The organism is uncultured Erythrobacter sp., from assembly GCF_947502395.1.
Taxonomy (GTDB): Bacteria; Pseudomonadota; Alphaproteobacteria; order Sphingomonadales; family Sphingomonadaceae; genus Erythrobacter.
The window spans coordinates 859,283-884,795 of the sequence record NZ_CANMZM010000003.1; the positions used below are offsets into that span (position 1 = coordinate 859,283).

General features: G+C 56.2%; 34 protein-coding genes. 17 read left to right on the forward strand and 17 right to left on the reverse strand.

Annotated features, from left to right (window positions below):
- Window positions 1–53 precede the first annotated feature (53 nt).
- On the forward strand, window positions 54–1,160 hold the full coding sequence (locus tag Q0778_RS15335; RefSeq protein ID WP_298337284.1) for a DUF2332 domain-containing protein: 1,107 nt from the start codon (window positions 54–56) through the stop codon (window positions 1,158–1,160).
- A 227-nt stretch (window positions 1,161–1,387) separates the two neighbouring features.
- Here Q0778_RS15335 and Q0778_RS15340 read toward each other — a convergent pair whose 3' ends face one another.
- Window positions 1,388–2,278, reverse strand: a complete 891-nt coding sequence (locus Q0778_RS15340; RefSeq protein ID WP_298337287.1) for an alpha/beta hydrolase — start codon at window positions 2,276–2,278, stop codon at window positions 1,388–1,390.
- Between the two features lie 131 nt (window positions 2,279–2,409).
- On the opposite strand from Q0778_RS15340, the gene Q0778_RS15345 reads away from it, so the two are divergent.
- Together Q0778_RS15345 and Q0778_RS15350 are read left to right on the forward strand one after the other, a co-directional pair.
- Window positions 2,410–2,949: a TetR/AcrR family transcriptional regulator gene (locus tag Q0778_RS15345; protein WP_298337293.1), complete on the forward strand. Its 540-nt coding sequence runs from the start codon at window positions 2,410–2,412 to the stop codon at window positions 2,947–2,949.
- Window positions 2,939–3,397, forward strand: a complete 459-nt coding sequence (locus Q0778_RS15350) for a hypothetical protein (RefSeq protein ID WP_298337298.1) — start codon at window positions 2,939–2,941, stop codon at window positions 3,395–3,397. Before Q0778_RS15345 ends, Q0778_RS15350 begins: the two co-directional genes overlap by 11 nt.
- On the opposite strand, the gene Q0778_RS15355 is transcribed toward Q0778_RS15350, so the two are convergent.
- The 3 genes from Q0778_RS15355 to Q0778_RS15365 all read right to left on the reverse strand — a co-directional run bounded on the left by Q0778_RS15355 (window position 3,367) and on the right by Q0778_RS15365 (window position 5,071).
- Complete coding sequence (locus tag Q0778_RS15355; protein WP_298337301.1) at window positions 3,367–4,179, reverse strand: SDR family NAD(P)-dependent oxidoreductase; 813 nt, start codon at window positions 4,177–4,179, stop codon at window positions 3,367–3,369. The two genes, Q0778_RS15350 and Q0778_RS15355, sit on opposite strands and share 31 nt — an antisense overlap.
- Before the next feature lie 159 nt (window positions 4,180–4,338).
- Window positions 4,339–4,788: an NUDIX domain-containing protein gene (locus Q0778_RS15360; protein ID WP_298337304.1), complete on the reverse strand. Its 450-nt coding sequence runs from the start codon at window positions 4,786–4,788 to the stop codon at window positions 4,339–4,341.
- Window positions 4,789–4,798: 10 nt separating this feature from the next.
- Window positions 4,799–5,071, reverse strand: coding sequence for a BolA family protein (locus Q0778_RS15365; RefSeq protein ID WP_298337306.1), 273 nt, complete (start codon window positions 5,069–5,071; stop codon window positions 4,799–4,801).
- An 81-nt stretch (window positions 5,072–5,152) separates the two neighbouring features.
- On the opposite strand from Q0778_RS15365, the gene Q0778_RS15370 reads away from it, so the two are divergent.
- Both Q0778_RS15370 and Q0778_RS15375 read left to right on the forward strand, forming a co-directional pair.
- Window positions 5,153–5,323: a hypothetical protein gene (locus tag Q0778_RS15370; protein ID WP_298302216.1), complete on the forward strand. Its 171-nt coding sequence runs from the start codon at window positions 5,153–5,155 to the stop codon at window positions 5,321–5,323.
- 419 nt (window positions 5,324–5,742) lie between these two features.
- Complete coding sequence (locus tag Q0778_RS15375; RefSeq protein ID WP_298302219.1) at window positions 5,743–6,336, forward strand: J domain-containing protein; 594 nt, start codon at window positions 5,743–5,745, stop codon at window positions 6,334–6,336.
- Here Q0778_RS15375 and Q0778_RS15380 read toward each other — a convergent pair.
- The 3 genes from Q0778_RS15380 to Q0778_RS15390 are packed head-to-tail and all read right to left on the reverse strand — an operon-like array spanning window position 6,333 to window position 8,263.
- A complete protein-coding gene (locus Q0778_RS15380) occupies window positions 6,333–6,965 on the reverse strand; it encodes a glutathione S-transferase family protein (protein ID WP_298337309.1) in 633 nt (210 codons plus the stop codon). The two genes, Q0778_RS15375 and Q0778_RS15380, sit on opposite strands and share 4 nt — an antisense overlap.
- 5 nt (window positions 6,966–6,970) lie before the next feature.
- On the reverse strand, window positions 6,971–7,333 hold the full coding sequence (locus Q0778_RS15385; protein ID WP_298302225.1) for a DUF1428 domain-containing protein: 363 nt from the start codon (window positions 7,331–7,333) through the stop codon (window positions 6,971–6,973).
- A 60-nt stretch (window positions 7,334–7,393) separates the two neighbouring features.
- On the reverse strand, window positions 7,394–8,263 hold the full coding sequence (locus Q0778_RS15390) for an oxygenase MpaB family protein (protein ID WP_298337312.1): 870 nt from the start codon (window positions 8,261–8,263) through the stop codon (window positions 7,394–7,396).
- Window positions 8,264–8,346: 83 nt separating this feature from the next.
- On the opposite strand from Q0778_RS15390, the gene Q0778_RS15395 reads away from it, so the two are divergent.
- From Q0778_RS15395 to Q0778_RS15405, 3 genes are read left to right on the forward strand one after another with little or no spacing between them, the layout of a single operon-like run.
- Entirely contained in the window at window positions 8,347–9,030 is a 684-nt protein-coding gene (locus tag Q0778_RS15395; RefSeq protein WP_298337315.1) for a cupin domain-containing protein, read from the forward strand.
- 47 nt (window positions 9,031–9,077) lie between these two features.
- A complete protein-coding gene (gene cobS / locus Q0778_RS15400; protein WP_298337318.1) occupies window positions 9,078–10,067 on the forward strand; it encodes a cobaltochelatase subunit CobS in 990 nt (329 codons plus the stop codon).
- Between the two features lie 50 nt (window positions 10,068–10,117).
- Entirely contained in the window at window positions 10,118–12,265 is a 2,148-nt protein-coding gene (locus Q0778_RS15405; RefSeq protein ID WP_298337321.1) for a transglycosylase domain-containing protein, read from the forward strand.
- A gap of 7 nt (window positions 12,266–12,272) precedes the next feature.
- Here the strand turns inward: Q0778_RS15405 and Q0778_RS15410 are convergent, their stop codons facing one another.
- From Q0778_RS15410 to pyrE, 9 genes are all read right to left on the reverse strand, one after another.
- Complete coding sequence (locus Q0778_RS15410) at window positions 12,273–12,665, reverse strand: PaaI family thioesterase (RefSeq protein ID WP_298302239.1); 393 nt, start codon at window positions 12,663–12,665, stop codon at window positions 12,273–12,275.
- Complete coding sequence (locus tag Q0778_RS15415) at window positions 12,658–13,137, reverse strand: PaaI family thioesterase (protein ID WP_298337720.1); 480 nt, start codon at window positions 13,135–13,137, stop codon at window positions 12,658–12,660. The genes Q0778_RS15410 and Q0778_RS15415 overlap by 8 nt, the downstream gene beginning before the upstream one ends.
- A gap of 97 nt (window positions 13,138–13,234) precedes the next feature.
- Window positions 13,235–13,648: a Holliday junction resolvase RuvX gene (gene ruvX, locus Q0778_RS15420; RefSeq protein WP_298302242.1), complete on the reverse strand. Its 414-nt coding sequence runs from the start codon at window positions 13,646–13,648 to the stop codon at window positions 13,235–13,237.
- Window positions 13,649–13,701: 53 nt separating this feature from the next.
- Window positions 13,702–14,865 carry a DUF3089 domain-containing protein gene (locus Q0778_RS15425; protein WP_298337324.1) on the reverse strand — a complete coding sequence of 388 codons (1,164 nt, stop codon included), beginning with the start codon at window positions 14,863–14,865 and terminating at the stop codon, window positions 13,702–13,704.
- Window positions 14,866–14,886: 21 nt separating this feature from the next.
- Entirely contained in the window at window positions 14,887–15,759 is an 873-nt protein-coding gene (lepB, locus tag Q0778_RS15430; RefSeq protein ID WP_298337723.1) for a signal peptidase I, read from the reverse strand.
- A gap of 81 nt (window positions 15,760–15,840) precedes the next feature.
- Window positions 15,841–16,263 (reverse strand): holo-ACP synthase, encoded by a 423-nt coding sequence (acpS, locus tag Q0778_RS15435; protein ID WP_298302248.1) that lies wholly within the window; start codon window positions 16,261–16,263, stop codon window positions 15,841–15,843.
- Entirely contained in the window at window positions 16,260–16,547 is a 288-nt protein-coding gene (locus Q0778_RS15440; RefSeq protein ID WP_298302251.1) for a pyridoxal phosphate biosynthetic protein, read from the reverse strand. The genes acpS and Q0778_RS15440 overlap by 4 nt, the downstream gene beginning before the upstream one ends.
- Complete coding sequence (locus Q0778_RS15445) at window positions 16,548–17,294, reverse strand: pyridoxine 5'-phosphate synthase (protein ID WP_298337327.1); 747 nt, start codon at window positions 17,292–17,294, stop codon at window positions 16,548–16,550.
- 8 nt (window positions 17,295–17,302) lie between these two features.
- Window positions 17,303–17,908 (reverse strand): orotate phosphoribosyltransferase, encoded by a 606-nt coding sequence (gene pyrE / locus Q0778_RS15450; RefSeq protein ID WP_298337330.1) that lies wholly within the window; start codon window positions 17,906–17,908, stop codon window positions 17,303–17,305.
- Between the two features lie 243 nt (window positions 17,909–18,151).
- Between pyrE and coxB the strand changes: the two genes are divergently transcribed.
- The 8 genes from coxB (at window position 18,152) to Q0778_RS15490 (ending at window position 24,602) form a co-directional block, all read left to right on the forward strand.
- The gene (gene coxB, locus Q0778_RS15455; protein WP_298337333.1) at window positions 18,152–19,132 is read left to right on the forward strand and encodes a cytochrome c oxidase subunit II; all 981 of its coding nucleotides are present in this window, start codon (window positions 18,152–18,154) and stop codon (window positions 19,130–19,132) included.
- Between the two features lie 51 nt (window positions 19,133–19,183).
- Window positions 19,184–20,887: a cytochrome c oxidase subunit I gene (gene ctaD, locus Q0778_RS15460; RefSeq protein WP_298337336.1), complete on the forward strand. Its 1,704-nt coding sequence runs from the start codon at window positions 19,184–19,186 to the stop codon at window positions 20,885–20,887.
- Window positions 20,888–20,998: 111 nt separating this feature from the next.
- Complete coding sequence (locus Q0778_RS15465; RefSeq protein ID WP_298337339.1) at window positions 20,999–21,934, forward strand: heme o synthase; 936 nt, start codon at window positions 20,999–21,001, stop codon at window positions 21,932–21,934.
- Complete coding sequence (locus Q0778_RS15470; protein ID WP_298337343.1) at window positions 21,931–22,056, forward strand: hypothetical protein; 126 nt, start codon at window positions 21,931–21,933, stop codon at window positions 22,054–22,056. The genes Q0778_RS15465 and Q0778_RS15470 overlap by 4 nt, the downstream gene beginning before the upstream one ends.
- A 4-nt stretch (window positions 22,057–22,060) precedes the next feature.
- A complete protein-coding gene (locus Q0778_RS15475; RefSeq protein ID WP_298337346.1) occupies window positions 22,061–22,678 on the forward strand; it encodes a cytochrome c oxidase assembly protein in 618 nt (205 codons plus the stop codon).
- Between the two features lie 18 nt (window positions 22,679–22,696).
- The gene (locus tag Q0778_RS15480) at window positions 22,697–23,578 is read left to right on the forward strand and encodes a cytochrome c oxidase subunit 3 (protein WP_298337351.1); all 882 of its coding nucleotides are present in this window, start codon (window positions 22,697–22,699) and stop codon (window positions 23,576–23,578) included.
- Window positions 23,578–23,958: a DUF983 domain-containing protein gene (locus tag Q0778_RS15485; protein ID WP_298337354.1), complete on the forward strand. Its 381-nt coding sequence runs from the start codon at window positions 23,578–23,580 to the stop codon at window positions 23,956–23,958. The genes Q0778_RS15480 and Q0778_RS15485 overlap by 1 nt, the downstream gene beginning before the upstream one ends.
- Entirely contained in the window at window positions 23,955–24,602 is a 648-nt protein-coding gene (locus tag Q0778_RS15490) for an SURF1 family cytochrome oxidase biogenesis protein (protein WP_298337357.1), read from the forward strand. Before Q0778_RS15485 ends, Q0778_RS15490 begins: the two co-directional genes overlap by 4 nt.
- On the opposite strand, the gene Q0778_RS15495 is transcribed toward Q0778_RS15490, so the two are convergent.
- A complete protein-coding gene (locus tag Q0778_RS15495) occupies window positions 24,599–25,078 on the reverse strand; it encodes an SRPBCC domain-containing protein (RefSeq protein ID WP_298337360.1) in 480 nt (159 codons plus the stop codon). The two genes, Q0778_RS15490 and Q0778_RS15495, sit on opposite strands and share 4 nt — an antisense overlap.
- A gap of 47 nt (window positions 25,079–25,125) precedes the next feature.
- Between Q0778_RS15495 and Q0778_RS15500 the strand changes: the two genes are divergently transcribed.
- Window positions 25,126–25,473 carry a helix-turn-helix domain-containing protein gene (locus tag Q0778_RS15500; RefSeq protein WP_298302288.1) on the forward strand — a complete coding sequence of 116 codons (348 nt, stop codon included), beginning with the start codon at window positions 25,126–25,128 and terminating at the stop codon, window positions 25,471–25,473.
- The last annotated feature ends 40 nt before the right edge of the window (window positions 25,474–25,513 follow it).

Sequence of the window (25,513 nt, forward strand, 5' to 3'; positions counted from 1 at the left end):
TTAGGGTGTAGGCCAACAAAGGGCAATAACTGAAGCATGAGGCAGTAGGAAACATGAGCGAGACAGGATCGGGTAGCGGCAACGAAGCTGTGATGGAGATCGACGACTTTGCCGTTGCGGTTGAATGGCAGGCCGAACATGCTGAAGCTGCTCATGCTCCATGTACTGCTCGTATCATCCGCGCGCTCACACATGTCATCGAAAGTGACACAGCCTGCGCCCGGCGGATGGCTTCATGGCAAGGCTTGACTCTTAAGGACGCGATGCCTCTGAGGATCGCGGGCGGCTTGCATCATTTGCTTTTGTCCGGTGCGGATGATCGGTTGGCACGCGTCTACTCCGGTCAGATCACCGATCAGGGGCAAATTAACCGTCTTGTGTGCAAGGTGGTTGAGACCCATGATCATTCTCTTTTGCCTTGGTTTGATGGCCCTCCGCAAACCAATGAGGCCGGACGCTCTGCCAGCATAATGGCCGGGTTGTTGTGGTTGGCAAAGCGGGTTTCACCGTGCTTCGAATTGTTCGAGCTGGGCGCGAGCGCCGGGGTCAATACGATGCTTGATCGTTACCACTTCCGGCTCGGAGAGACTAAAGTTGGCTTTTCTAGCTCGCCATTGCAGATCGAGCCTGAATGGCGAGGAAGCAAAGGTTCTCCGCCTGCGCCGTCAGGGGATTTCTTGATCCAATCTGTGCACGCATGCGATGTTCAACCTATTGATCTTTCTGACCCGCAGGCGGCGCTTAAGCTCAAATCATATGTTTGGCCCGACGCGCCGGGACGTTTGGCGCGGATCGATGCCGCCGTACAATTGGCCAATGAAGACCCACCATTGCTCGTCCAGATGGACGCCTTGGAGTTTGTGGAACAACGCCTTGCGGTGGAACAAGAGCCAGGCATAACCAAGGCGATGTTTCATTCAATTATGTGGCAATATATGCCGGTTTCCACTCAAGATGCGATCACCGAAAGGTTTGAAACAGCAGGGGCGCAAGCAACGCCCGAAACTCCACTGGGCTGGGTTGTGCTTGAAACTGACCCCAAAACTTTCCGCCACGAACTGAAAGTGCGATTTTGGAATGGCGGCGCGAGTGATGGCGAGTCTCACACGCTCGCTTTTGCTCACCCTCACGGCGCTTGGGTCGAATGGCTCGGTCTGTAAGGCAGTTCCAGCTTATCCTGGCTTAGCCGCAGCTGGTGCAGCCACAATCGCAGCAACCACTGCCAGACTTGCAATCTGTACAGCCGCAGTCACAATCTTGCGGTGCGATATGATATACCATGATTTTTCTCCTTACATTTTAAGAGTTTAGGTGAAATTCGCATAGCTGTCAAATGTAGGGTATTGGTCGCCGGAAGCGAGAATTTGCGAGCAGAAAGGGGCAGAGGCTAAGTCGCCAGAAACTTCTCCATTGCGGCGATGACCTTCTCGGGCGCTTCCCACGGTACAAAATGGCCGCAGCCGGGCACAGGCTCGATGATGAGCGGTTCGATGATGTCCTCCATGCCTTCCAAATTCTCCGGAGGAAGGGCCAGGTCATCCAGCGCCCAGATCACCAGGGTGGGTATGGTCAGCTTCGGCAGATCGGGCGCAGAGTAATCATTTGGCAGCTGGAATGGTTCATCCATGCTCGGCACAACCATCTGGCTTGCGCGGTAGTAATTGATCATTCCAAATGCCGCTTCACGATCCTCCCAGTCCTTTAGCAAGATCGCGCGCTCTTCAGAGGGCATGGCACCAGGCTTGTCCCATTTGACCTCCTGCAGCATGAGGCCGGTCAGCCCCCGCTCTCGAATGAGCTGGTCGTTTGAGTGATTGCGGAAGCCGGTGATGTATTGTGAGGCTTCGCGCTGACCCTGATGGGTGTAGAGCAGCTTCTGGAAGATTGCCGGGTGGGGGGCGTTGGCGATAACGGCTTGCGTCACCCTCGTATGCTGTCCACCCAGCGCCACGCCCCAGGCAATCGCACCGCCCCAATCATGACCAACGATGGTGAAGGTCTCAATCCCCAGTGCATCGGCGAGCAGAAACACATCGCCAATCAGCTTATCCGGCGAATAGGCATCGACTTGCTGCGGCTTGGATGACCCGCGATAGCCACGCTGATCGGGTGCCACGCAGCGATACCCTTTAGCCGAAAAATGCGCGATCTGATGGCGCCATGTGCGGTGGTTCTCTGGAAAGCCATGCAGGAAGATAAGGGGCTCGCCATCTTTCGGACCTTCATCCGCTACGTCCAGTTCAATGCCATTGGCGAGTTGAATTCTCTTTTGCTTCATATCTGTGACCTCATGCGAGTTTAATGGACCTACCGCAAAAAACGGAACTTGTTTAAGAATGATTGTTCTGATACACAATTTGTATGCCAAGACCTCGCACTGTTTCCAAAGATGATGTTCTGCGAAATGCTATGTATGCTTTTTGGCAATATGGCTTTGAGGCGACGTCGATGGCTGATCTCATCACTGCGACGGGTTCGACGCGACAATCCATCTACGGCGACTTCGGGAACAAGGACGGGCTCTATAGAGCATGCTTTGATCTCTATCGCGATGAGATCGTGCAACCGGCCATCTCTCCTTTGGTTGATGCTGAGAGCGGACTGGACTCGATAGCGGAATACTTCGAGACGCAGATTGCCAGAGCCGAGGCGATGGGACTGCCTGGACCGGGGTGCCTTGTCGGCAACGCCATGACCGAAATGGCACCTTGTGACCAAGAGATCGGTGATCTGGTGAAACAGCATAATGATAGGCTGACTGCGGGTTTTGCGAATGCACTGCCCGGACATCTCACCGCAGCCAAGCGGCAGGAGCTTGCCGACTTTTTTGTCATTGCGGCTCAAGGGCTTTGGGCGGTCTCCCGGGTGACAGCTAGCGCGGACGAACTGCGAGCGAGGGTCAGGACCATACTTCGGATGATCCAAAAGGAGATTGAAGATGTTCAGTGAGCACATCAGACGGCGGCTGTTCCTTTCAGCGTTGCTTGCGAATTTCGTATGGATCAATCTTTCAGAGATCGCGCGCTATTTCTGGGTGATCCGGCCGATGCTCCATGATGCGTTCCCTGGCCAATCGCATATCGCGCCGATGGATTGGTCGATCTTTGCCTTGTGGGGCATTTGGGACATGATATTGGTCGTTGGTGCAACAGGGTTCTTCTGGCTGTGGCTTGAGAGGTTCGGCACACATTGGCGGCAAATTTTCGTTGCATCGCTTGGCTTCACTATCACGATCTTCGGCCTAATCTGGCTCGGCATCGCGAACATGGGGCTGGCGCCCTATTCGCTCTTGTTCGCTGCCTTGCCTATGGCCTGGATTGAGCAGCTTGTTGCTTGCTACATCGTCGCCATGATCCAACACCGAACTCACGCGCCTTCCTCCATCCGTTCCATATAACCAGCTGCCACCATGCCTGCGACCTGGTCGAACAGCGCTTCAGGGGTGCGGCGCGCCTCGCCCATTTGCAGCTCCATGCCCTCAGCCACAATAATCTCGCGCTCGCCCTTTGCGATGCCATCAAGCATGGTTTTGGCTGCATCCGATGCAGGAATGCCTTCGTCGATCACCTTGTCAGAGACACCGCGTTTGCTTCCGTCAGCCGTCAGCGCATTTCGCGAGACATTGGTGGCAACTGATCCGGGATAGATCATGTGGACGCCAACCCCCGATTGCGAAAGCTCACCGCGCAGCGCGTCGCCATATCCCGCGAGCCCGAACTTGACCGCACAATAGGCAGTTCGCATCGGCACACCGACTTTGCCAGCTATCGAGGATATGAAAGCCAATGCACCGCTGCCTCGCTCTGCCATATGCCCGATCAGGCTTTGGCTGAACGCGATCTGAGAAGTCAGGTCGATATCGATGATGTCACGGTAGACCTGCATATCGGTCTTGAGCGCACGAGACCGCTGCGAGATACCGGCATTGGCCACAGCCAGATCGACTCCCCCTTTCCAAGCGATGGCTTTCGCGGTTGCATCGGCTAGAGCGTCCTCGTCTCGCACATCGAACGGAAGGATCAAGCTCTCGCCGCAATCGGCCGCGACCTTAGCCAGCCGCGCTTCATCGCGGCCCGAGAGGATCACATGTGCGCCGCGGCTTCCCAAATCGCGCACCAAAGCTGCGCCGATTCCCGACGATGCGCCGGTTATCCAGGCGGTCTTGCCGTTAAAGTCCATTTGTATCTCTCCCTCATTAGGTGTTGCTGATAGCTGACAATCTCAAACAGCGGCGGCAAGCAAATTAGATTCCCTGGCGCGCAAATGTGGATGAAACTACACTTTCGAACACTGCGACACATTACTAGCGCTGTAAGGACGCGCCTTCGTGGTGAAGGCTCACCTCGCGGTCGAAATAATCTCTACCAGATTGTCAGGAAAGATCGCTTCGGGCCAATCGGCCAACTCAGATAACGTGAACCAGCGGTGTTGGGTCATCACTTTCCGTTCCAGCTCCGTGTGCCCGCCAGTGTCGATCTCAGGCTTGTCCACGCGAATAAGAAAATAGCGCTCATCGGCCTGAATGGGCTCCCCTTCAACGGTGATGAACTCAGGTGTTGTCCTCGCAATCTGCGTGCCAGGATCAGCGCGAATACCAGTTTCCTCGAATAGCTCGCGCACTGCAGCGTCTTCAAAACACTCATCCGCTTCGCACTCACCTCCAACCGTCACCCAAAAGGGTGGACGATCGCAAATATCAAAACGGAACAGCAATACGCGGCTCTCATGATCCAAAACGATGATCCGCGCCGCACGGCGGATACGTTTCGAATTGCCAGATTCATTCATTTGGTGAGGTTCAGGTAGCAGGAGCGCTTGCTTTGATAGCGACAGCGTGCACCCGTTCGCCAACAATATCGCCGAGAGCCGAAATCACCGCACGCTGGCGGGTGAGGCGGCTCATGCTGGCAAAGGCCTCAGCCTCAATCACAAGCGTAAAATGGGATTCGCCCGATCCATCGTCACCGGCATGACCTGCATGATGGGCGCTATCATTGATGATTTCGAGTTTCGTCGGGGCGAAGGCTGCATTGAGCAGCTCTTCCATTTCTTGAGCAACCGATTGGGCCATCGCGACGGAAGTGTCCTTTTCCTTAAGTGCTCATCCTTGAGGCAATTACCAAGGCGAACTCATCACATCAGTCAGACCCCCATGCCCACATCCTACATAATCGTCGATGACTTTCTTGAGAATCCCGATGCCTTTCGCGAAGCTGCGCTTAAGCTCGACTATCCCGAGCAGGAGAGCACTTTTCCCGGACGCAACAGCCTCCAGCGGCTTAATATGCCCGGCCTATCTGAGTATGTCTCAGCTGACCGGTGAACTTCTAAAGCCGATTGAGCCCCTGCAGTCGCATGGCAAATGCTGACTGACCCTCGCGAGCGACCCTAAAGCAGCCGGGTTCCACGTCGATGAGGCGCACTGGTCGGGCATATTGTATCTCTCAAAGCCCGAAGACTGCCGCGGGGGAACGCGATTTTTTCCGGCATAAAGAGACCAAGCCGGACAAAGCACCAATCAATGATGCAGAAGCAAAGGCGATGGGCTTTGCGTCCGTGGTTCTGGCACACGGCGACACCAGGTTTTTGGCAAGAGCGTGGAGGGTGGCCGGTTGATCCAGGTAATGTTTTTCACGCTTGATCAAGCAAAGCTGCGTCAATGATAGTGGGCCAAAATATTTAGACGGATTGGGCGCAGAGAACCTTGGAACTCTCCGGTAAGCACCCCATCCTATTATCCTTATGAAACAAACGCGATTTCACGGCCGGCATGAAAACGTGGACCGGGTGTGCGAGCACCCGACTTGCCGCGAGTTGGGTGAGTTTCGCGCGCCCGGCTACCGTCCCAATGGTTTCGATGGTCCGGGTGAGTATCGCTGGTTTTGCCTAGAACACGTGCGCGAATTCAATTCAGGATATGATTGGTTTGAAGGAATGAGCGCGGAAGAAGTCCTTGATGCGCAAAGCCCGGTGAGCGGCTGGCGCACGGAAAGTCCCGCTTTCAGTCCAAGGGCAGGCGTCGATGGCATGCCTCGTTGGAATGACTTCGACGATCCGCTGGACGCAATCTCTGCCCGCGCCAATGGTATCAAAAGCCGTGTTCAGCGCGAAGCGGAAATGCAGATGAGCGGACGCTTCTCCAAGGAGGAGGCAGAGGCGCTGGAGGTCATGGGGCTTGGCTCTGACACCAACAAACAACGCCTTCGCCGCCGTTATTCCGAGCTCGTGCGGCGTTATCATCCCGACCGGAATGGCGGGGATCGATCCTACGAAACGCGCCTTTCCAAAGTGGTCGATGCTTACCAGCTGCTTCGCAAATGCAAGGCGATTGCTTAACCGTTGGATGCAGCCTCGGCGATGAGCTTTGCATCGATATCCTTGGCCGCATGATACGCTGACCGATCAGTCAGACGTGCGCCGTATGCCTCGAAAGCGGGCCTTGCTTCGATTGAGCCAAACTGCAAGCCCCACACAACCTGACTACCGACATATGTGTCTGCCATTGTGAAGCGCCCGCCTGCTGCGAAATCATTGCCAGCGAGCCAGTTTTCGAGCGTATCCAAAGTGAGTTCAACACTGCCAAATCCGGCCATGCCTGACTTGTCTTCTGGCACTTCCCAGCCCATCGCCCTGCTCATGATCGCCTGTTCCAACGGTCCGCTCGCAAAGAAGAGCCAGCGGAAATAGGATGCCTTCTCATGTGTATCGGGCAGCAGGTTCTTGTCTGGGTGAGTCTCGGCCAGATAATGATTGATCGCTGCCGTCTCGGTCACGGTGTGATCGTGATCGCCGTGGTGATGTACGAGTGTCGGAACTTTGTTCATCGGGTTGATCGTCTTGAAGCTTTCAGGACGGCTTTCCCAATCCATCACGATCTGTTTGTAGTCGGCACCCGCCTCGTGCAGAGCCCAGCGCGAGATTTGACCCCGGCTCATCGCGACGGTGTAGAATGTGAAATCTGTCATCGGTCTCAGTCCTGCTTAGATGCCCGGTAGATCTGGTCGAAACTGCCAAGGATCATGCGCTTGCCATCGATCATGTCCGGCATCTCCATGGATTGCATCCGCTCATCTTGCATCATCTTTTCGTGCGCTGCATCGCAGCTCGCCTTGTCTGCCCACACTGCCCAAGAGAAGACGATTTTCTCGTCCGGTTCGGCTGCGATCGCCTTGCGAAAATCGGTCTGCTCACCGTCGGGAACTTCGTTTTCCCAGTTCTCAACTATTTCAAGAGCGCCAAACTCCATGAACAAAGCGCCCATTTTGTTTGCGACCTCGATGTAATCATCCTTTCGGTCACTTTTTACCCCGATAACAAAACCTTGCACATACATATGTCGTCTCCCGCCGCCGTGCTGTCTTCGGCATATTAGCAGAAATGTGACGCAATTGGATTAGCTTTTACGGTAGGCCCCGTTTTGCTTGAAGGCCCAGCGCAAGGTCTTGCCTACGCCCCATGTGGCTGCCCGTGCTGGTAGGGCGGTGAGCACCGGGCGTTGCAAGTTAAGCATTGATCGGGCGAACGGGGGCAACATGGCCACGGCCTCTGCGCCAATCATAGTTTGCACCGCAATGGGCGTGCCTTTAGGCCTTTGGCTCAGGACCAATTGCGCGATTTCTCGGGCCTCTGCAGACGGTTTCAGGTCACTGCGCATCTCGCGGAACAGCGCCTCCGCCTCTCGTCGAGTGGTCGGCACTGGATCTGCGCCGAGCGCTCGCGCGATCACCGCAATTTGACGATAGTATTCGTCTTGTTCATGACCGGGCATGTCTGGTCGGACATGGCGCAAATATCCGGCCAAGAAGCTTTGCGCCTCGGTGACATGGACCCATGCCAATGTGCGCGGATTGGTCGCTTCATAGGGGTTTCCATCGGGCAATGTGCCGCCGACTTTGGCGTGGATCCGGTTCACCCGCTCAATTGCCTTTTTCGCCTCATCGCGGTGGCCAAATGTCGTCACCGCAATAAACCGCGCAGTCCTTTGCAGTCGGCCATGCATGTCCTCCCTGAAGTTCGAATGGTCGAGCACCCCTTGCAAAGCGTGTGGGTGAAGCATCTGAAGCAGCAGAGCGCGTACTCCGCCTGTCATCATGCCCACTAAGTCAGCGTGGACGAGCCGGATGGGCGTGTCTTTCTCAAACAGCGCCTCGTCCGAAGGCGGTACCGGCTTTTGCCCGCGCGATTGATCGTTGAAGGTCGCTCGAACCTGATCCACGACCTTGAGACGCAGGGCTTCGACTGGAGAGGTAAGGGGGGAGGGCATATCGATTAAGATAGTCTCACAGATCGAAACTTTTGAGAAGCGCGGACCTTAATTCGCCATTTTTTGAGACCACATAGGCTCTCATGGAAATCAACGCAGACTTTGCCAAACCCGCACTGGTCCACACAGATCGACTTGAGTGGATTGCTTCACCCATGGTGGGCGTGGACCGGCGAATTCTGGACCGCATAGGCGGGGAAGTGGCCCGAGCCACCTCAATCGTCCGCTACGCCGAAGGCAGCGCGTTTCCAGAACACACCCATTCAGGCGGCGAAGAGTTCATTGTGCTCGAAGGCGTGTTTCAGGATGAGCATGGCGACTATCCGGTGGGCACCTATGTGCGCAATCCGGTTGGGACGCATCACATCCCGCGCTCCGATCCGGGCTGTTCGATCTTTGTGAAGCTTTGGCAGTTCGATCCTGACGATCAGGAACAACTTGTGATCAACCTGAACAGCGCCCCCCTAACGCCTGATCCCAATCGACCCGGTGTCAGCCAGCACGTTCTTGCAGATCTGAGCTATGAGCATGTCTCAATTGAGCAATGGGCAGTGGCAACGAAGTCTGAATTGACTGACGACGGCGGGCTCGAAGTGTTTATTCTGCAGGGCGAGCTCATGCTCGATGATGTGACCTACGGATTGCACGATTGGCTGCGCATTCCGGCAGGGGAGACAGTAAAGCTCACTGTAGGACGTGAAGGCGCTCGCTTTTGGATCAAGCGCGGTCACTTGCGCGAAATTCGCATCCCGGATCAAGTTGCCTAAAGCAACTCTTGCAGCGTCACGCTGAGCCTACTAACGAAGCGTTCGAAATGAACAGTCACTCCTCAGAAGAATTCGCAGGCGCCAGCTCACTTCCTACCGAGCCCGACACCACTGTCGATGTGCGCGAGACATTTGGCATTGATGTCGATTGGCAGATTCCTGCCTTCAGCACTCCATCCGAGCACGTGCCCGAGTTCGATGACGCCTATGTTTTCGATCCGGACACAACGCTGGCCATTCTTGCCGGATTTGCACACAATCGCAGAGTGATGGTTCAGGGCTATCACGGTACGGGTAAATCTACTCATATTGAGCAGGTTGCCGCGCGTCTCAATTGGCCTAGCATCCGGGTGAACCTCGATGCACATATCAGTCGGATCGACTTGATTGGCCGCGATGCGATCGTCCTGAAAGACGGTTTGCAAGTTACGGAATTCAAAGAAGGTATTCTCCCCTGGGCGCTCCAGCACCCTGTAGCGCTTACGTTCGACGAATACGACGCAGGTCGTCCGGACGTTATGTTCGTGATTCAGCGCATTCTGGAATTTGATGGTCGCCTAACGCTGCTAGATCAGAACCGCGTGATCACGCCGAACCCGCACTTCCGCCTGTTCGCGACGACCAATACGGTTGGACTTGGCGATACCAGTGGTCTCTACCATGGCACTCAGGCGATCAACCAGGCGCAGATGGACCGCTGGAACATTGTGTGTGCGCTCAACTATCTGCCCGCAGAAACCGAAGAGCAGATCGTCAAGTCGAAGACACCAGATGCGGATGATGCGATGATTGCCGATATGGTGAAGGTCGCCGACCTCACTCGCCAAGGCTTTATGAACGGCGATATTTCGACCGTAATGAGCCCGCGTACGGTTATCACCTGGGCTCAAAACGCGGCGATCTTCAATTCGGTGGGCTTTGCCTTCCGCCTGTCATTCCTCAACAAATGCGACGAGGCTGAACGCACTTTGGTGAGCGAGTATTATCAGCGCGTATTTGGTGAAGATCTGCCTGAAAGTGCAGCGCAGGGAGCTTGATCGGCTCGGTATTGCCTCAAGCCGTGTTATCCTGCTAATACACCGTCGTAATGACGTTGTTCAAGCGATTCTGGAAACGCTCAAAGGACAGTGAGTCCCGAGGCGGCGAGAGCGGCTATTATGCGCTCTATGAGTCGCAGCGTCCGCGTGAATCCGACGACGAGACAGCGACTCCTCTTCGACCTGCAGGTGCAACCGACTTTTCTCGCTGGGATGCCGGGCTGTCTGCGCTCGATGGCGATCTTAAGCGTGATCAACGGCCCAGGAGTTCAGTCTGGAAGCGTGCCTTCTGGCTAGGGCGGCGCAAGCGTTGGTGGGCGGTTCGCATTGTTGCCGGGATGATCTTTGCGTTTATCGTGCTGTTTGCATGGCTCGCGATAACCGCGCCGCTGTCCAAAAGCCTTGAGCCTATCGCCGCGCCGCAAGTAACATTGCTTGCGAGCGATGGAACGCCGATTGCACGTAGTGGCGCGATGGTGGCTGAACCGGTCAATGTCGAGGACTTGCCGCCGCATGTCACTCAAGCCTTTATCGCTATTGAGGATCGGCGGTTCTATTCGCATTGGGGTGTTGATCCGCGCGGGATTGCGCGCGCAGTATGGACGGGCCGCGGGGGTGGGAGCACCATCACGCAACAGCTTGCGAAGTTTACGTGGCTGACGCCCGAACGCAGCCTGACACGTAAGGCGCAGGAGGCAATGATTGCCTTCTGGATTGAGGGCTGGCTCACCAAGGATGAAATCCTCGAACGCTATCTCTCCAATGCCTATTTCGGCGACAATCAATATGGGCTGCGAGCAGCAAGCCTGCACTATTTTTATCGCCAGCCAGAAAACCTGAAACCCGAACAGGCAGCCATGCTGGCAGGGCTGTTGCAGGCACCCTCTCGCTACAATCCGACGAAGCATTATGACCGGGCAAAGGCACGTATGGATTTGGTCGTCGGGTCAATGGTGGATGTGGGCTATATGACTCAAGCCCGGGCAGACGCACTGCCTGCGCCCAAGCTTGACGTGCGTACCCGCAATGAGCTGCCGACGGGCACCTACTTCGCTGACTGGGCGCTTCCCTTGGCGCGTGGCGGGCTGGAGCCGGGTTATGAGAAGCTGGTGGTAGAGACCACACTCGATGCCCAGCTTCAAGCCCTGGCGAACCGCGTGGTGGGACGCGCAGGGCTGGGCGAGGCGCAAGTGGGTCTGGTGGCGATGCGTTCTTCGGGTGAAGTGGTCGCCATGGTGGGGGGCAGGTCCTATGCCAACAGCCCGTTCAACCGTGTCACACAGGCTCGCCGCCAACCGGGATCGACCTTTAAGCTGTTCGTCTATCTGGCCGCTCTCGAAGCCGGGTGGGATCCTGAAGACACGATCTCGAACAAGCCGATTGAGGCGGGCAGCTATCGCCCCAAAAACTCGCGCGAACGATATTCAGATACGATCACTCTTGAAAATGCCTTTGCCTCTTCGAGCAATGTGGCAGCCGTACGTCTCTTCAATGAGTTGGGGAGCGAGAGAGTTATCCGCACGGCGCGCTCCCTGGGTGTGACCTCTGACCTCCCGGAAGGCGACCCGAGCCTTGCGCTTGGCACTTCAAGTATGACGCTGCTGGAACTCACCGCGGCCTATGCGGGGGTTGCGGCGAATGATTATCCAGTGCAGCCCTATGCTTTCCCACAAGAGGAGGAGAGCTGGTGGGAATGGCTGCTGTCTGAGAAAAACTCGACCTCCGAAGGCGTGCACGATGAAATGGAGCAAATGCTCCGTGCGGCGATCAATCGGGGCACGGGCGAGGCGGCAGAGCTCCCCATCGCCAATTACGGCAAGACAGGGACGACCCAGAACAATCGCGACGCCCTCTTCGTAGGCTATGCGGGCGATCTGGTTGTGGGCGTGTGGGTCGGCAATGATGACAATTCATCCCTCGGCGGGGTGACCGGCGGCGGATTGCCGGCGCGTATCTGGAAAGACTTCATGCGCGGCGCACTTGATCTCCCAGCTCCCAAACCCAAAGCTTCGCCTGATCCGCAGGGCCCGGTCGAACCGTTCGATATCGACATTGAGGAGGGCGAAGAGATACCGCTTGGCGATGATGGCACCGTATTGCGCTTCGAAGAGGAGGGGCTCGTGCTTAGCCAAGATGGAGTGCCGGTCGAGCTGCGCCTGACCGAGGATGGGTTTGAGCTAGAGCCGATCGACGACTAGGCGCGCATCACGCCATCAATATGTTCATTATCGCACTGGCGATGGGCTTTGATCGTTCGGCCTGCCATGCTTCCACGCTGATATTGGCGTTGCGGCGACCCATTCGGGTGATCCGGGCCTTGGCAAAGCTGGTCTGCGGTTTCCCGGCCGAAAGATACTGCACTGTAATGTTTACAGGCTTTAGCTTGGCCTCGCGACCGTCCGACACAAGCTGCGCTCGCAAGGCAGCGTAGGCTGCATTCTCGAGCAGCCCGGCAATCGCGCCGCCATGGTAGTGCTGAGGCCGTCCTTCGACATCGGCGCTGAAATCTACTGTCAGGATGGGTGCGCCGTCCTCGATCTCATGGACAGAGATACCGAGCGCTTGGGCATAGGCGGGAAGGGAGTGAGCTTCAGCCATTGCCAGTCTCTTTCGCCTTGGCCTGCGCTTCTGCTTGGGCCTTGATCTGTCGTCCGACAGCTTTCGGATCCGCTGATAGCGTCATGAAGACCCCCGCCATTGTGGCAACAGTATCTTCAGGATCGCCATCGTGGGCAGTGCCGCGCACGAAGGCTGCCGACTTGGTCATACGATAGCATTCAACCCGGCCCCAAACCGCAGAGCATTCTTTGGCAGGGCGCTGATAGTCGACCCGCAGATCAAGAGTGGCGACGGGCATAAATGTGCCTCGGGCACACCAGATTGACATGCCACTCGCCATGTCGAGCAAGCTGACGATAGGGCCGGAGGCCAATACGGGACGATCCGGCTCGCCGAGAAGTTTCTCATTCCAGGGGAGCTTCAACTCAACCCAATTGTTGCCATGCGCGCTATACTCAAGGCCGAGCCAACCCGGATGAGCGCGGGCCATGAACATCTTGCTGACCTTCATGGGGTCAAATGTCTGGATTGGGGGAGTGTCGTTGCTCATAATTGCATTCGCATTGAAACGGTGGAGCCGTGATGACAACGCCTAATTGACCCGGCTTCTACAATATCCCGCCAGCCATCCGGTCGATCGCGCCTTGCAAGATGATGGCGGCGGCGTGGGCATCGATCGCCTTGGCACGCTTGGCGCGACTCATATCCTGACCGATCATCGCGGCCTCTGCTTCTTGCGTAGACCAGCGTTCATCCCAGAGAAGCAGAGGCAGTCCGAAAGCTTCATCGAGGTTGCAAGCGAAGGCGCGGCTGGCTTGTGCGCGGGGGCCCTCGGTCCCGTCCATATTGCGCGGAAGCCCGAGGATAAGGCCCTTGACTGAGCGTTCTTGTATCAACGCGTCAAGCTTACCGCGATCCTTTCCCCATTTGCTGCGCCCGATGACATTTCCATTCGTAGCAAAGCGCCAGCCTGCATCGCAAGTTGCGGTGCCTATGGTCTTGGTGCCGAGGTCGAGCCCCAACAGCACGCCGCCATCAGGAAGTTCGCGCGCAAAGTCAGGGGCGAGTTCTGTAATCAGTCCTCATCCCCAACAGGGCCTTCCTGCCCGCCTGCAAAGGCGCTCACCCGGCGACCAACATCAGCCTTGGTGTTGGCCCAGAAGAGCGGGATGTCATAGACGTGATAGTTGTTTCCGGGCAGCACATAGGAACCCATTTCGGGCGGTGGGCCGATATTGAGGAGGCCTTGAGTATCGCAGGTTGCGGGCACAGATCCACGCACCAGTTCGCCCTTGCTCATACTGTCATCAGGGACGAGAGTACCGAGGTTGGCATCGGCTTCTGCACTCCCACCAATGGCGCCTAAGAGCGGGTTGGTGCACAAGATTTGGCTGTCTCCGCGTGGCTCCCCATCAAAGCCGACTGAAGTCGAGTAGGTCTCAATCACCGCCGAGGGGTCGGCTGGTTCAGCAAAGCTCGACCATGAAAGGACGCATCCCGTCTGCTCGGCGGTGGAGCATGCAGGAATACCAAGCGCTGGCAAATCATGCTCAACCGAGATTGGCCAGCCGATGGCGTAGGAAGCGACCACGCGGTCAGCGATCTCGCTGTCCTTCACTTCTTCGCGCAGCAGACGCAGAAGGTGCAATGCGCCCTGGCTGTGTCCGGCGAGGACAATGGGTGTGTCCTGATCAACCGAGTCCACGAAAAAGCGGAAAGCTTCGACCACGTCCGAATAGGCGGCATCCAAAGCCTTATCACCTTCAGGTTCATCGGTCAGAAACGCACCCATAGTCGCCTGACGATAGCGCGGAGCCCAAATCTCGTTGGCCGCGTTGAAAGGGCTCGCCATGCCGCGGATGTAGATACGGGCGATACGCTCGGCCTCTTCATCGCCAATCGGCGCATTCCAATTGTCGCGGCTCAGATAGCTGGTGGGATGCACAAAGAAGACCGCAAAGTCGGGCACGCCATCGTCGCTCTGCGTGGGTAGGCCGCTGCGCTCGTTTGAGTAAGCAGGTTGCCACCGTGCCGGGTCGGTCACACCGATTCCAGGGCGCGAGTACCAAAGGGCTGGATCCTGATAGGCATTGGCCTCCAGCGGATCCATCGGCGCGAACTCTGCCGAGGGGACCAAAGCATAAGCCGCAATCTCATCGGCAAACATCTCATAAGCGATGCGCGCAACCAAATAGAGCACGATGAGAATTGCGATCAGATAAAGAAACTTACGCGCCATAGCTCTGCCTTGTTCCGTGCGTTATTCCGACGCCGTGTCCTCTTCAGCGACAGCGGGGCGCAGGGTCGTCCAGGCCCGGTCGCCGCGCATGGCGGAGAACCAGGAAAGCGGGTTCCACGTTGCTGAACCGTCGAGGCTGAAGGTGATGAACTCAGCGCGGCCACCGATGTTCTCAAGTGGAATGCCGCCGCCAAGACCGCTCATTTCCGCAGCTGCGCGGCTGTCGGCGCTTTCATCGCGGTTATCACCCATGACAAAGACATTGTTTTCCGGGATGATATAGGGACCGAAATTGTCATTCGGCTGATTTCTGTGGTCGATGATCAAATAGCTTGCGCCATTGGGCAGGGTCTCACGGTAGGTCGGGGGTTCAAAAAAGATCGAGCCATCGGCTTCGCGAACGCGGTAGCTGTCAAAACTCGAAAGGCATGGCGAGCCATTGCACAAAAGTTCAGGCTCAAACGGAATGCGTACAGGCGGCACAACTTCGCGCTTTATCGGAGTGCCATTGAGGATCACGCGCCCCTCATCCACCTCGATTGTGTCGCCCGGCAAAGCAATCACGCGCTTGATGTAGTCTTCATCGCGAATGGGATGCACAGGGATCACCACATCGCCATATTCAGGTGTCGAGCCAAACACGCGCCACTCGCCGCGTGGAAGCAAGTGAAAACTTGCTGAAGCCCATGACCAGCCATAGGGGTATTTGCTCACCACCAGACGGTCGCCCACATGCAGACCCGGCATCATCGAGGTTGAGGGGATGTAGAATGGCTTTGCCACAAGGCTGTGGAAGGCAAGCACGGCGAGCAGCATCAGCGCCAGCCCGCGAAGCTCCGCGAACCAGTTGATTGTCTCCTTCTCTTCATCCTTGCCAGCAAGCTCCTTGCGCAGCTCATCATGCGGATGGGGAGGGCTATTGCCCGTATCGGAAGTAGGCGTGTTGCTTTGGTTCAAGGTTTCTATCGTTTCTGGTCAGATCAGCTCTTGGGGACCCAAATTGGCGATCGCCTCGATTATTACAAAGGCTTGCGCCCATGGGTGATCGTCGGTGAGTGTTAGGTGAATATGCGCCTCATGGCCCGGCGGGATCATTTCTTCAAGCCGCTTGGCCGCCCCGCCGGTTAGCGAAAGGGTAGGCGCGCCCGATGGTTTGTTCACAACGCCGATGTCTTTCATAAAGACGCCGCGCCGGAATCCAGTCCCCACTGCCTTGCTGAACGCCTCTTTGGCAGCGAAGCGCTTGGCGTAGGTTCCCGCAATGGTAAAGGGACGTCGGCGAGCCTTTGTGCGCTCTAACTCGGTGAAAACGCGGTTCTCAAAGCGCTCACCAAAACGGTCGAGTGAGTTTTGAATACGCTCAATATTGCAGAGGTCCGACCCAGTGCCGATGATCATGAAAACGCCCTCGCGATGACTACGATGAGTAGGGTTGCAGCCATAATGTGCAGCATAATCTGCGACTTAAACAGCGGGTGCGCAAAATCTCCCTTCGCCATGCGTATCGCGCCCACATAGCCGAATATCTGCAAGGCCACCCAGCCAATAGCAAAAGGGCGCATGATTCCTGTGTTAAGTGAAAAGCCAAGGAAGCCCATGGCAAGCAGAAACAGGGCCGCGGCTCCAAGCGCCCAGCGTTTTTGCTCTGGAGCAAGGGGTGGGAGTTCTTGCGGCTCCGCCATCTATCCGCGCGCCTCATCCATCAGATCGCGCATCCGGCGGATTGCGGGTTCGAGACCTGAGAAGATTGCCTCGCCGATAAGATAGTGACCGATGTTTAGCTCGGCCAATTGCGGAATGGCGGCGATGGGTTGGACGTTGTCAAATGTAAGGCCGTGGCCCGCATGTGGTTCAATTCCATTCTTAGCGGCCAGCGCGGACATATCACTGATTCGACGCAGTTCAGCGGCGGTTCGCTCGTTGTCCTGGTCTAGAATTGCGTGTGCGTACTCGCCGGTGTGAAACTCAACGACAGGTGCGCCAAGGCGATTGGCGGCATCCAATTGCTTCTCATTTGCTTCGATAAACAGTGAAACGCGGATGCCTGCTTCGCGCAATTGGTCAACAATCGGAACCAGCGTGTTGTGCAGACCCGCTGCATCAAGCCCGCCTTCGGTCGTGCGCTCCTCGCGCTTTTCAGGCACAATACAAGCCGCGTGGGGCTTATGCCGCAGCGCGATTTCCAACATCTCCGGGGTTGCCGCCATCTCAAGGTTCAGGGGCAGATCGATCGCATCTTGAATGCGCGCAAGGTCTTCATCGCGAATATGGCGGCGATCTTCGCGAAGGTGCGCGGTGATGCCATCCCCACCAACGCTCGCGACAATCTCTGCCGCGCGCACAGGATCAGGGTGATCGCCGCCCCGCGCATTGCGGATGGTTGCGACGTGGTCGATGTTGACGCCAAGACGAAGTCTGTCGGGGATCATATGATGCTCTATTCCTTGCGACTTCCGGGTTTGGTCACAGTTACGGCGGCAAGCTCGCTCGGGATGTTGTCTTCATCGTAAGTGGGGAAATCAAAGGCCGCCAAAGGAAAGAAAGGCACACCCAGATCAACAGCGCCCATAGAGCGGTCGATCAGCGAGCATTCAGCGATGACCTGTCCGCCTTCTGTGGCCACCGCCGCAATCGCCTCGCGGCTGGAAAGTCCAGTGGTGACCACATCCTCCACCATCAATACCTTCGCACCCTCTTCAAGTGCGAATCCCCTGCGCAAGCGAAATACGCCATCGGGTCGCTCAAGGAACATCGCATCCTTGCCAAGGACCCGCGCAACCTCTTGCCCGATAATAATACCACCCATGGCAGGGGAGGCAACCACGTCCACTTCGGAGAGGATTTCATTAGGCATCCTTTTTACGACCGCTTGTGCCAAGCGTCCCGCTCGCGCTGGGTTCATCAAAACGCGGGCGCATTGGAGGTAATGTCCCGAGTGCTTGCCTGAGGAGAGCTTGAAATGCCCCTCTAGCAGTGCGCCACTCGCTCGGAATTCGGCGAGGACTTCTTCAACGGTTTGGGGGATGGATTCGGACGTTTGCATCGTAGGTAATAATCCGTTGTAAACAGGAGCACATATGTGAATTTTTGAGCCGTAATTGCGTAAGCTTCATGGCGGCTTGCATAATTTTCTCCCTAGAAGCGCTTGAGGCACTGAGCAAGCACGGCTAAGGGGGCTCGAATTGTGGCATGATTGTCGCAAAGGACGAGCTAGACGAGGACCTTGGGGAATTTGTTGCCGCTCGGACGATGGGATAAAATTTTAAAAACCGATTAGGCACAAGCTATGCGTCAAGCTTTCGACCGCTTTCACTTTGGAATATTCGCAGCCTTAGCAGCGCTTTTGGCGTTGGCAGTGCCTCAAGCCGTTATCGCGCAAGATGCGCCTGAGGCGGTTGCTGAAGAAGCAGCCACTCCCGCCGAGGCAGCTGGCGGCTACGTGCCGATGGCGCCAACGCCGGGCAAGGGGATGCCAACCTCCTATGAGGACGACCCCCTGGCCAGCATGACCTTCCAAGACCAGTACAGCCAAGATGGCCTTTACGCGCTTTGGATGCACGATGCGATCTTGCTTCCGGTGATTACGATCATCAGCCTGTTTGTGCTCGCGCTGCTCCTTTACGTTATCGTGAAGTTCAACCGCCGATCGAACCCAAATCCATCGCGTACAACGCACAACACCATGATCGAAGTGGTCTGGACAGTCGTTCCGGTCATTATCCTTGTGGTCATCGCAGTGCCTTCGATCACGCTTTTGGCGCGTCAGTATGAAGAGCCCCCCGAGGATGCGATCACGGTAAAGGCCGTGGGTTATCAGTGGTACTGGGGTTACGAATATCCTGACCACGATGTGGAAGTTATCTCCAACATGCTGACCGAAGAAGAGGCGATTGCTTCTGGCGAGGGTGAGCAGTTCCAAATGGCTGTCGACAACCGCATGGTTGTTCCGGCTGGCGTTCCTATCCGTCTTCAGACGACTGCAGCTGACGTGATCCACGCATTTGCTGTCCCATCACTCTGGTTCAAGCAGGATGCTGTTCCTGGCCGTTTGAATGAGCGTATGCTCGTGATCGATGAGCCGGGCGTATACTACGGCCAGTGTTCAGAGCTTTGCGGCGCGCTGCATGGCTATATGCCGATCGCTGTAGAAGCGCTTCCAATGGAAGAGTTTGAGGCATGGGTTCTTGAGAACGGCGGCAGCATTCCGGGTGCGGAAGTGGCTGCCGAGGCAGAGACTGAAGCAACCGAGGAAGAGGCGGCTGCGTAAATCGCAGACTGGCCCGACAAAAAAGAATACACGCGAGAGAGCTAAGAGATTATGGCAACCACCGCAGACAATTTCGCCCCGGCAGCTGACACTCATGCCCACGACCATCATGATCACAAACCGAACTTCTTTGCCCGTTGGTTCATGTCGACCAACCACAAGGACATTGGTTCGCTTTACCTGATTTTTGCGATTGTCGCTGGGATCATTGGTGGTGCGATGTCTGGTGTGATGCGCATGGAGCTGATGGAGCCAGGTATTCAATACCTTTGGTGGTTCGCAGGTTCATCGCCTGAAGATATTTCGGCTGCAGGCCACATGTGGAACGTGTTTATCACGGGTCATGGCCTCATCATGGTCTTCTTCATGGTAATGCCGGCGATGATTGGCGGCTTTGGTAACTGGTTTGTGCCGCTTATGATCGGTGCGCCGGACATGGCCTTCCCACGGATGAACAACATCAGCTTTTGGCTGACCGTTGTTGGCTTCCTCTCTCTCCTCTTCTCGCTTTTCGTGCCGGGTAATTCGATCGGTAACGGTGCAGGCGTTGGTTGGACGGTTTATGCGCCGCTTTCAACCACCGGTGCGCCGGGTCCAGCGGTCGACTTTGCGATCTTCTCCCTCCACTTGGCAGGCGCTGGCTCAATCCTTGGTGCGACCAACTTCATCACGACCATCTTCAACATGCGTGCGCCGGGCATGACCCTGCATAAAATGCCGCTGTTCGTATGGTCAGTTCTTGTGACTGCATTCCTGCTTCTGCTCGCGCTCCCAGTGCTTGCAGCCGCGATCACCATGCTTTTGACAGACCGTAACTTTGGCACGACCTTCTTTGATCCTGCCGGCGGCGGTGACCCAATTCTTTACCAGCACTTGTTCTGGTTCTTCGGTCACCCAGAGGTGTACATCATGATCCTGCCGGGCTTTGGCATGATCTCACAAATCATCGCAACCTTCAGCCGTAAGCCAGTGTTTGGCTACCTCGGCATGGCGTATGCGATGGTTGCCATTGGTGTTGTCGGCTTCATCGTGTGGGCCCACCACATGTACACCGTCGGTCTCGACGTGAACACGAAGATGTACTTCACCGCAGCAACGATGGTTATCGCTGTTCCGACCGGCGTGAAGATCTTCAGCTGGATCGCAACCATGTGGGGCGGCTCTATGGAGCTTAAGTCACCAATGGTTTGGGCGCTTGGCTTCATCTTCTTGTTCACCGTTGGCGGTGTGACCGGTGTGGTCCTCGCAAACGGCGGTATCGATGATAACCTTCACGACACGTATTACGTTGTGGCTCACTTCCACTACGTGCTGTCGATGGGCGCTGTGTTCTCGCTGTTTGCTGGGTTCTATTACTGGTTCCCGAAGATGAGCGGCCGGATGCACTCGGAGTTTCTATCGCACCTGCACTTCTGGGTGTTCTTCATCGGCGTGAACGTAATCTTCTTCCCGCAACATTTCCTTGGCATGAACGGCATGCCGCGCCGTTATCCTGACTATCCAGAGGCCTTCGCATTCTGGAATTACATCAGCTCTATCGGCTACATGATTATGGCTGCTTCCATGCTGATCTTCTTTGTGAATCTTGCTTACGCATTCCTCGCTGGGAAGAAGGCGGCGAACAACCCATGGGGCGAAGGCGCAACCACGCTTGAGTGGACGCTGACTTCACCTCCGCCGTTCCACCAGTTCGAAACCCTGCCAGTGATCGAAGATCATCACGATTACCACGATCATCGCCCGGCGACCGCTTAAGCGGTAGGCCTCGGGCAAGCGGGGTGCCAAAACAGAACAAGGGGGAGGGCGCGCCAGTAAGGAGTGCCCTCTTCGCACAAAAGGAAAGGGCCGAAGGGCCACACATTTGAGATGACCGCGACGACCACAACGAAAATTATGCCGACGGAGTGGCGCGATTTCTTCGCGCTCACAAAGCCGCGCGTGATGACGCTGGTGGTGTTTACGGCGATCTGCGGACTGTTTGCAGCTCCAGGCTCAATCCACCCGGTTCTTGGATTCACCGCTGTGCTCGCGATTGCGATAGGTGCTGGTGGCTCTGCTGTTCTCAATCAATGGTGGGAAGCTGATCTCGATGCTGGGATGAAGCGCACCAAAGATCGCCCGCTTCCCGGTGGCCGGATGCGCCGCGAGGATGCACGCGATTTCGGCATGTTCCTATCAGGCACATCGCTGGTTTTGATGGGGGTCGCGATTGGCTGGCTTGCGGCGGCATTGTTGCTCGCTGCGATCATCTATTACGCCGTGATCTACACTATGTGGCTGAAGCCGCGCACGCCTCAGAACATTGTGATCGGCGGCGGTGCTGGCGCGTTTCCTCCGCTGATTGGCTGGGTCGCAGTAACCGGTGAACTCACCGCGATGCCGATCCTTCTTTTCGCAATCATCTTCATGTGGACGCCGCCTCATTTCTGGGCACTGGCGCTGTTTGTGAAGACTGATTACGCCAATGTTGGCATTCCCATGATGCCGGTTGTGCGCGGTGAAAAATCCACGCGTCACCAGATCCTTGCCTACACTGTTCTGCTTGCACCGATCGCGATTGCGCCTTGGGCCATTGGCGGAACAAGCTGGGTCTATGGTTCGGTTTCTGTCGTTCTTTCGCTTCTGTTCTTTGCCCTCGCATGGCCAGTTGGTCTTCGCACGCGAGTGGAAGATGATCCGATGAAACAGGAAGTGCTCCTGTTCAAATTCAGCATCGCCTATCTTTTTGTCCTCTTCGCTGCACTGGTCGCTGACCGTGTGTTGTTTGCGCAAGGCATCATTGGTGGAGGCTTTTTCGCATGACACCCGACGATAAAGACGAATTCAAACGCCGCCAGAATGCCCGCAACTGGATAGTGGGCGGCACGCTCCTATTCTTCGCTTGCCTGTTTTACGCGATCACCTTGGTCCGGATCGGAGACTGATACGGTGAGTGCGACAACGGCCTTTGATCAAGAAACAGCGCGCAAGAACGCTCAGACCGGCATGATTGCCATCCTGGGAGCGCTCGCCATGCTTGGTCTTGGGTACGCCGCGGTTCCGCTTTACGATCTGTTTTGCCGCGTCACTGGGTTTGGTGGCACAACTCAGGTTGCGACACAGGCTGAGGCGAATGCGGCCGCATCTGTAGGGGCAACGCGCGATATCTCTATCCGTTTTGACGCAAGCTTAGCGCGCGATATGCCTTGGGCGTTTGAGCCTACACAAAGCACTGACAAGGTGCGGATCGGTCAACGCGACATCGCGACCTATGTGGCGCGCAATGATACAGGTAAGCCGATCACGGGCACAGCGACATTCAACGTCGAGCCGTGGCAAGCAGGCGCATATTTCAACAAGATCCAGTGTTTCTGCTTTACCGAACAGACTTTGCAGCCGGGCCAGGAAGTGACCATGCCCGTGCTCTATTACATCGATCCGGCGATCCTCGAAGACGACACGATCGCCGACATTGAGCAAATTACGCTCTCCTACACTTTTCACCGCGCGAAGGAGCCTGTAGTCTCAGGTCTGGACCGCTCGAAACCATCATCTGACGCATCCTAAGGGACGGGAACTCGAACCATGGCTGGCAATGTAAACCACGACTATCACATTCTGGAGCCCGATATCTGGCCGCTTGTCGGCTCATTTTCGGCGCTGACTTTCACCAGCGGCATGGTGTTGAGCTTCTACCCTGACCTATTTGGGGCGGCTTCCAAAATCGTCATCTGGGCCGGTCTTGCTGGCCTTATTGCAACTTTCTTCATGTGGTTCCGCAATGTCACGATAGAGGCGCAACAGGGCGACCACACTCCAGTGGTTCAACTGCACATGCGTTACGGCATGATCCTCTTCATCGCCTCAGAGGTGATGTTCTTTGTCGGATGGTTCTGGAGCTTCTTTGACTTTGCTCTCTTCCCTGACCCGCTCGCCTATGATGCAGCGGCGGGTAGCACCGAGGCACTCAATGTCCTTGTGGGCGGCACCGAGACGCCGAAAGGCACGTTCATTCCGCAGGGTATGGAAGTCCTCGACCCATTCAGTCTTCCACTTCTCAACACCCTGATTCTGCTTTGCTCAGGCACTACTGTCACTTGGGCCCATCACGCGCTGATCCACGGTGATCGTGAAGGTCTTAAGCAGGGTCTGTGGGCGACCATCGCGCTTGGTGTTCTGTTCAGCGGCATCCAAGCTTACGAGTACGGCATTGCTCCTTTCACCTTTGGCGGCAACACCTATTCCAGCGCCTTCTACATGGCGACAGGCTTCCACGGCTTCCACGTGTTGATCGGAACTATCTTCCTCGCTGTATGCCTTTACCGCGCTTACATCGGCCACTTCACTCCGCGTCAGCACTTCGGCTTTGAAGCCGCTGCATGGTATTGGCACTTTGTCGACGTGGTGTGGCTGTTCCTCTTCATCGCCGTCTATATCTGGGGCGGTTGGGGCGCTGTTTACCACTGATGCATTCGGACGAGAGTCCTGACAAAACCAAAGGGCAGTCTGGTATCCTCCGGGCTGCCCTTTTGGGTTTATGCCCCCAATGCGGCGAGCCGACCTTGTTCGAAGCGCCTGCGCGCGTGGCGATGAAATGCTCCCAATGCGGGCTTGATTTCACCAAGCATGAGCGCGGTGGACGGGTGAGCGGGCTGTTCACCGTGGTGATCGCTATTGTGCTTATCGTGATCGCTGTTGGCGTTGAGAACGCGTTTCGTCCGCCCCTGTGGTTGCAGGCTGCCTTTTGGGCCCCTGTGACGGTTGGCGCCGTGATCTACGGCCTTCGCCTGTTTAAGACCGTGCTGCTCTACGCGGCATATCAGAATGCCAAGGACACATCCGAATGATCCGCCAATTCCTCGTAATTCCGACGATCCTTGTGGTGGCGGCCGCTGGCGTAATGGTGTGGCTGGGGTTCTGGCAATTGGGGCGCGCCGACGAGAAGGCGGCTTTGATGGCATTGTACGATGCCAATCTGGAGAAGCCTACGCTCCAAGACTTTCGCCCATTCTCTGATGACGACGACCCTCTATCATCACGGAAATTCCACGAGACGCGGTTCGACGACATGCTTTTCCGCAGGGTTGAGATGCCTTGCCCAAATCCTGGGCAATGGTCAGCGGTCGCAGGTCGCAACAATCGAGGGCAAACCGGATATGTTCACAAGTTCGTTTGCGAGAGCATCGAGAATGACTTTTTTACCGGCGAAGAAATCGGCGTTCGTGCCTTCGCTACTATTGGTTGGTCGAGCGCGCCCGCCCGTCCCCACTGGAAAGGTGGGAATGTTGAAGGATTACTCGCTCGATCAGGCGATGGCGTACAAGTCTTCGCAAGTGAACCGCTCGCAGATCTCCAACCCCTGGCCAAACCCGACCCCAATGACCTGCCAAATAACCATCTTGCCTATGCTGGCCAGTGGTTCTTCTTCGCCATCACGGCTTTGGTGATCTATTTCCTCGCTATCCGAACAAAGCTTGCAAAGCGGGATTAGCTGTAGAGGTCTTTGGCGATATCGAAGCCGTGCTCGAGCCATGATTTCATCGCTAGCAGCATGATCGTCCAGCCCTCGCAATTGTTGTAAGAACCACGAAGAGCGCCCGGCGTTTGCGGCCAACCTTCTTCGATGATCTCCACCAAAGTTCGTCCATCATCGGTCGGCTTGAACAGCATCGTCACGGTTGTGTCGTAGTCTGCATTCTTCATCTCGGTGCCGATCTTACCGTCCACTCCTTCATAGCCCTGCCATGAGAAGACGATTTTCTCGTTGTCGACGACCTCGATCACTTTGACGGGAAACTCGCCGGGATGCTCTGCAAAGCTCCACAGCACCGTTGCACCGGTTTCGAGCCGCCCCTTAGCCCCTCCGGTGGTGAAGAAGTTTGAAAGTCTTGCCGGGTCCGCAACGGTTTGAAACACATCTTCGACTGGCTTGGCGATCCTACCGGCAACTCTGAAATTGATCTCCACCACGCTTCTCCCTTGAGTCGCACTCCATTATGTTATAAAAATATAACATGTCAAATCAGGACGAGCTCAATCAGGTATTCAAGGCGCTTTCCCACTCAGTTCGTCGCTCAATCTGCGACGAACTCAAGGTGCGCCCGCTGACTACGGGACAATTGGTCCAGTGCTTTCCAGAGCTCGACCGGACAACTGTGATGCAACATCTACGCGTGTTAGAGAAAGCAAGGCTCGTTGTTGCGGTTCGAAAGGGGCGTGAGCGGTTCAACTATCTCGATGCAATGCCGATCCAGGCGATCCATGAGCGCTGGATAGGCCCACACGCCGCGCGTGCCGCTTCCAATTTATCAAACCTCAAGTTGGCGCTTGAGCAGAGCCAAGATGCGGAAACTGCCTCGTGACCATTGCCCGCGCTCGCACACCTCGCTAACCGCTCTTCCA

Bases quoted from the DNA above. Each gene is read 5' to 3' on its own strand.
- Q0778_RS15335 (WP_298337284.1), top strand. From the start codon at position 54: ATGAGCGAGACAGGATCGGGTAGCGGCAACGAAGCTGTGATGGAGATC.
- Q0778_RS15340 (WP_298337287.1), bottom strand. From the start codon at position 2,278: ATGAAGCAAAAGAGAATTCAACTCGCCAATGGCATTGAACTGGACGTA.
- Q0778_RS15345 (WP_298337293.1), top strand. From the start codon at position 2,410: ATGTATGCTTTTTGGCAATATGGCTTTGAGGCGACGTCGATGGCTGAT.
- Q0778_RS15350 (WP_298337298.1), top strand. From the start codon at position 2,939: ATGTTCAGTGAGCACATCAGACGGCGGCTGTTCCTTTCAGCGTTGCTT.
- Q0778_RS15355 (WP_298337301.1), bottom strand. From the start codon at position 4,179: ATGGACTTTAACGGCAAGACCGCCTGGATAACCGGCGCATCGTCGGGA.
- Q0778_RS15360 (WP_298337304.1), bottom strand. From the start codon at position 4,788: ATGAATGAATCTGGCAATTCGAAACGTATCCGCCGTGCGGCGCGGATC.
- Q0778_RS15365 (WP_298337306.1), bottom strand. From the start codon at position 5,071: ATGGCCCAATCGGTTGCTCAAGAAATGGAAGAGCTGCTCAATGCAGCC.
- Q0778_RS15370 (WP_298302216.1), top strand. From the start codon at position 5,153: ATGCCCACATCCTACATAATCGTCGATGACTTTCTTGAGAATCCCGAT.
- Q0778_RS15375 (WP_298302219.1), top strand. From the start codon at position 5,743: ATGAAACAAACGCGATTTCACGGCCGGCATGAAAACGTGGACCGGGTG.
- Q0778_RS15380 (WP_298337309.1), bottom strand. From the start codon at position 6,965: ATGACAGATTTCACATTCTACACCGTCGCGATGAGCCGGGGTCAAATC.
- Q0778_RS15385 (WP_298302225.1), bottom strand. From the start codon at position 7,333: ATGTATGTGCAAGGTTTTGTTATCGGGGTAAAAAGTGACCGAAAGGAT.
- Q0778_RS15390 (WP_298337312.1), bottom strand. From the start codon at position 8,263: ATGCCCTCCCCCCTTACCTCTCCAGTCGAAGCCCTGCGTCTCAAGGTC.
- Q0778_RS15395 (WP_298337315.1), top strand. From the start codon at position 8,347: ATGGAAATCAACGCAGACTTTGCCAAACCCGCACTGGTCCACACAGAT.
- cobS (WP_298337318.1), top strand. From the start codon at position 9,078: ATGAACAGTCACTCCTCAGAAGAATTCGCAGGCGCCAGCTCACTTCCT.
- Q0778_RS15405 (WP_298337321.1), top strand. From the start codon at position 10,118: ATGACGTTGTTCAAGCGATTCTGGAAACGCTCAAAGGACAGTGAGTCC.
- Q0778_RS15410 (WP_298302239.1), bottom strand. From the start codon at position 12,665: ATGGCTGAAGCTCACTCCCTTCCCGCCTATGCCCAAGCGCTCGGTATC.
- Q0778_RS15415 (WP_298337720.1), bottom strand. From the start codon at position 13,137: ATGAAGGTCAGCAAGATGTTCATGGCCCGCGCTCATCCGGGTTGGCTC.
- Q0778_RS15425 (WP_298337324.1), bottom strand. From the start codon at position 14,865: ATGGCGCGTAAGTTTCTTTATCTGATCGCAATTCTCATCGTGCTCTAT.
- acpS (WP_298302248.1), bottom strand. From the start codon at position 16,263: ATGATCATCGGCACTGGGTCGGACCTCTGCAATATTGAGCGTATTCAA.
- Q0778_RS15440 (WP_298302251.1), bottom strand. From the start codon at position 16,547: ATGGCGGAGCCGCAAGAACTCCCACCCCTTGCTCCAGAGCAAAAACGC.
- Q0778_RS15445 (WP_298337327.1), bottom strand. From the start codon at position 17,294: ATGATCCCCGACAGACTTCGTCTTGGCGTCAACATCGACCACGTCGCA.
- pyrE (WP_298337330.1), bottom strand. From the start codon at position 17,908: ATGCAAACGTCCGAATCCATCCCCCAAACCGTTGAAGAAGTCCTCGCC.
- coxB (WP_298337333.1), top strand. From the start codon at position 18,152: ATGCGTCAAGCTTTCGACCGCTTTCACTTTGGAATATTCGCAGCCTTA.
- ctaD (WP_298337336.1), top strand. From the start codon at position 19,184: ATGGCAACCACCGCAGACAATTTCGCCCCGGCAGCTGACACTCATGCC.
- Q0778_RS15465 (WP_298337339.1), top strand. From the start codon at position 20,999: ATGACCGCGACGACCACAACGAAAATTATGCCGACGGAGTGGCGCGAT.
- Q0778_RS15470 (WP_298337343.1), top strand. From the start codon at position 21,931: ATGACACCCGACGATAAAGACGAATTCAAACGCCGCCAGAATGCCCGC.
- Q0778_RS15480 (WP_298337351.1), top strand. From the start codon at position 22,697: ATGGCTGGCAATGTAAACCACGACTATCACATTCTGGAGCCCGATATC.
- Q0778_RS15485 (WP_298337354.1), top strand. From the start codon at position 23,578: ATGCATTCGGACGAGAGTCCTGACAAAACCAAAGGGCAGTCTGGTATC.
- Q0778_RS15490 (WP_298337357.1), top strand. From the start codon at position 23,955: ATGATCCGCCAATTCCTCGTAATTCCGACGATCCTTGTGGTGGCGGCC.
- Q0778_RS15500 (WP_298302288.1), top strand. From the start codon at position 25,126: ATGTCAAATCAGGACGAGCTCAATCAGGTATTCAAGGCGCTTTCCCAC.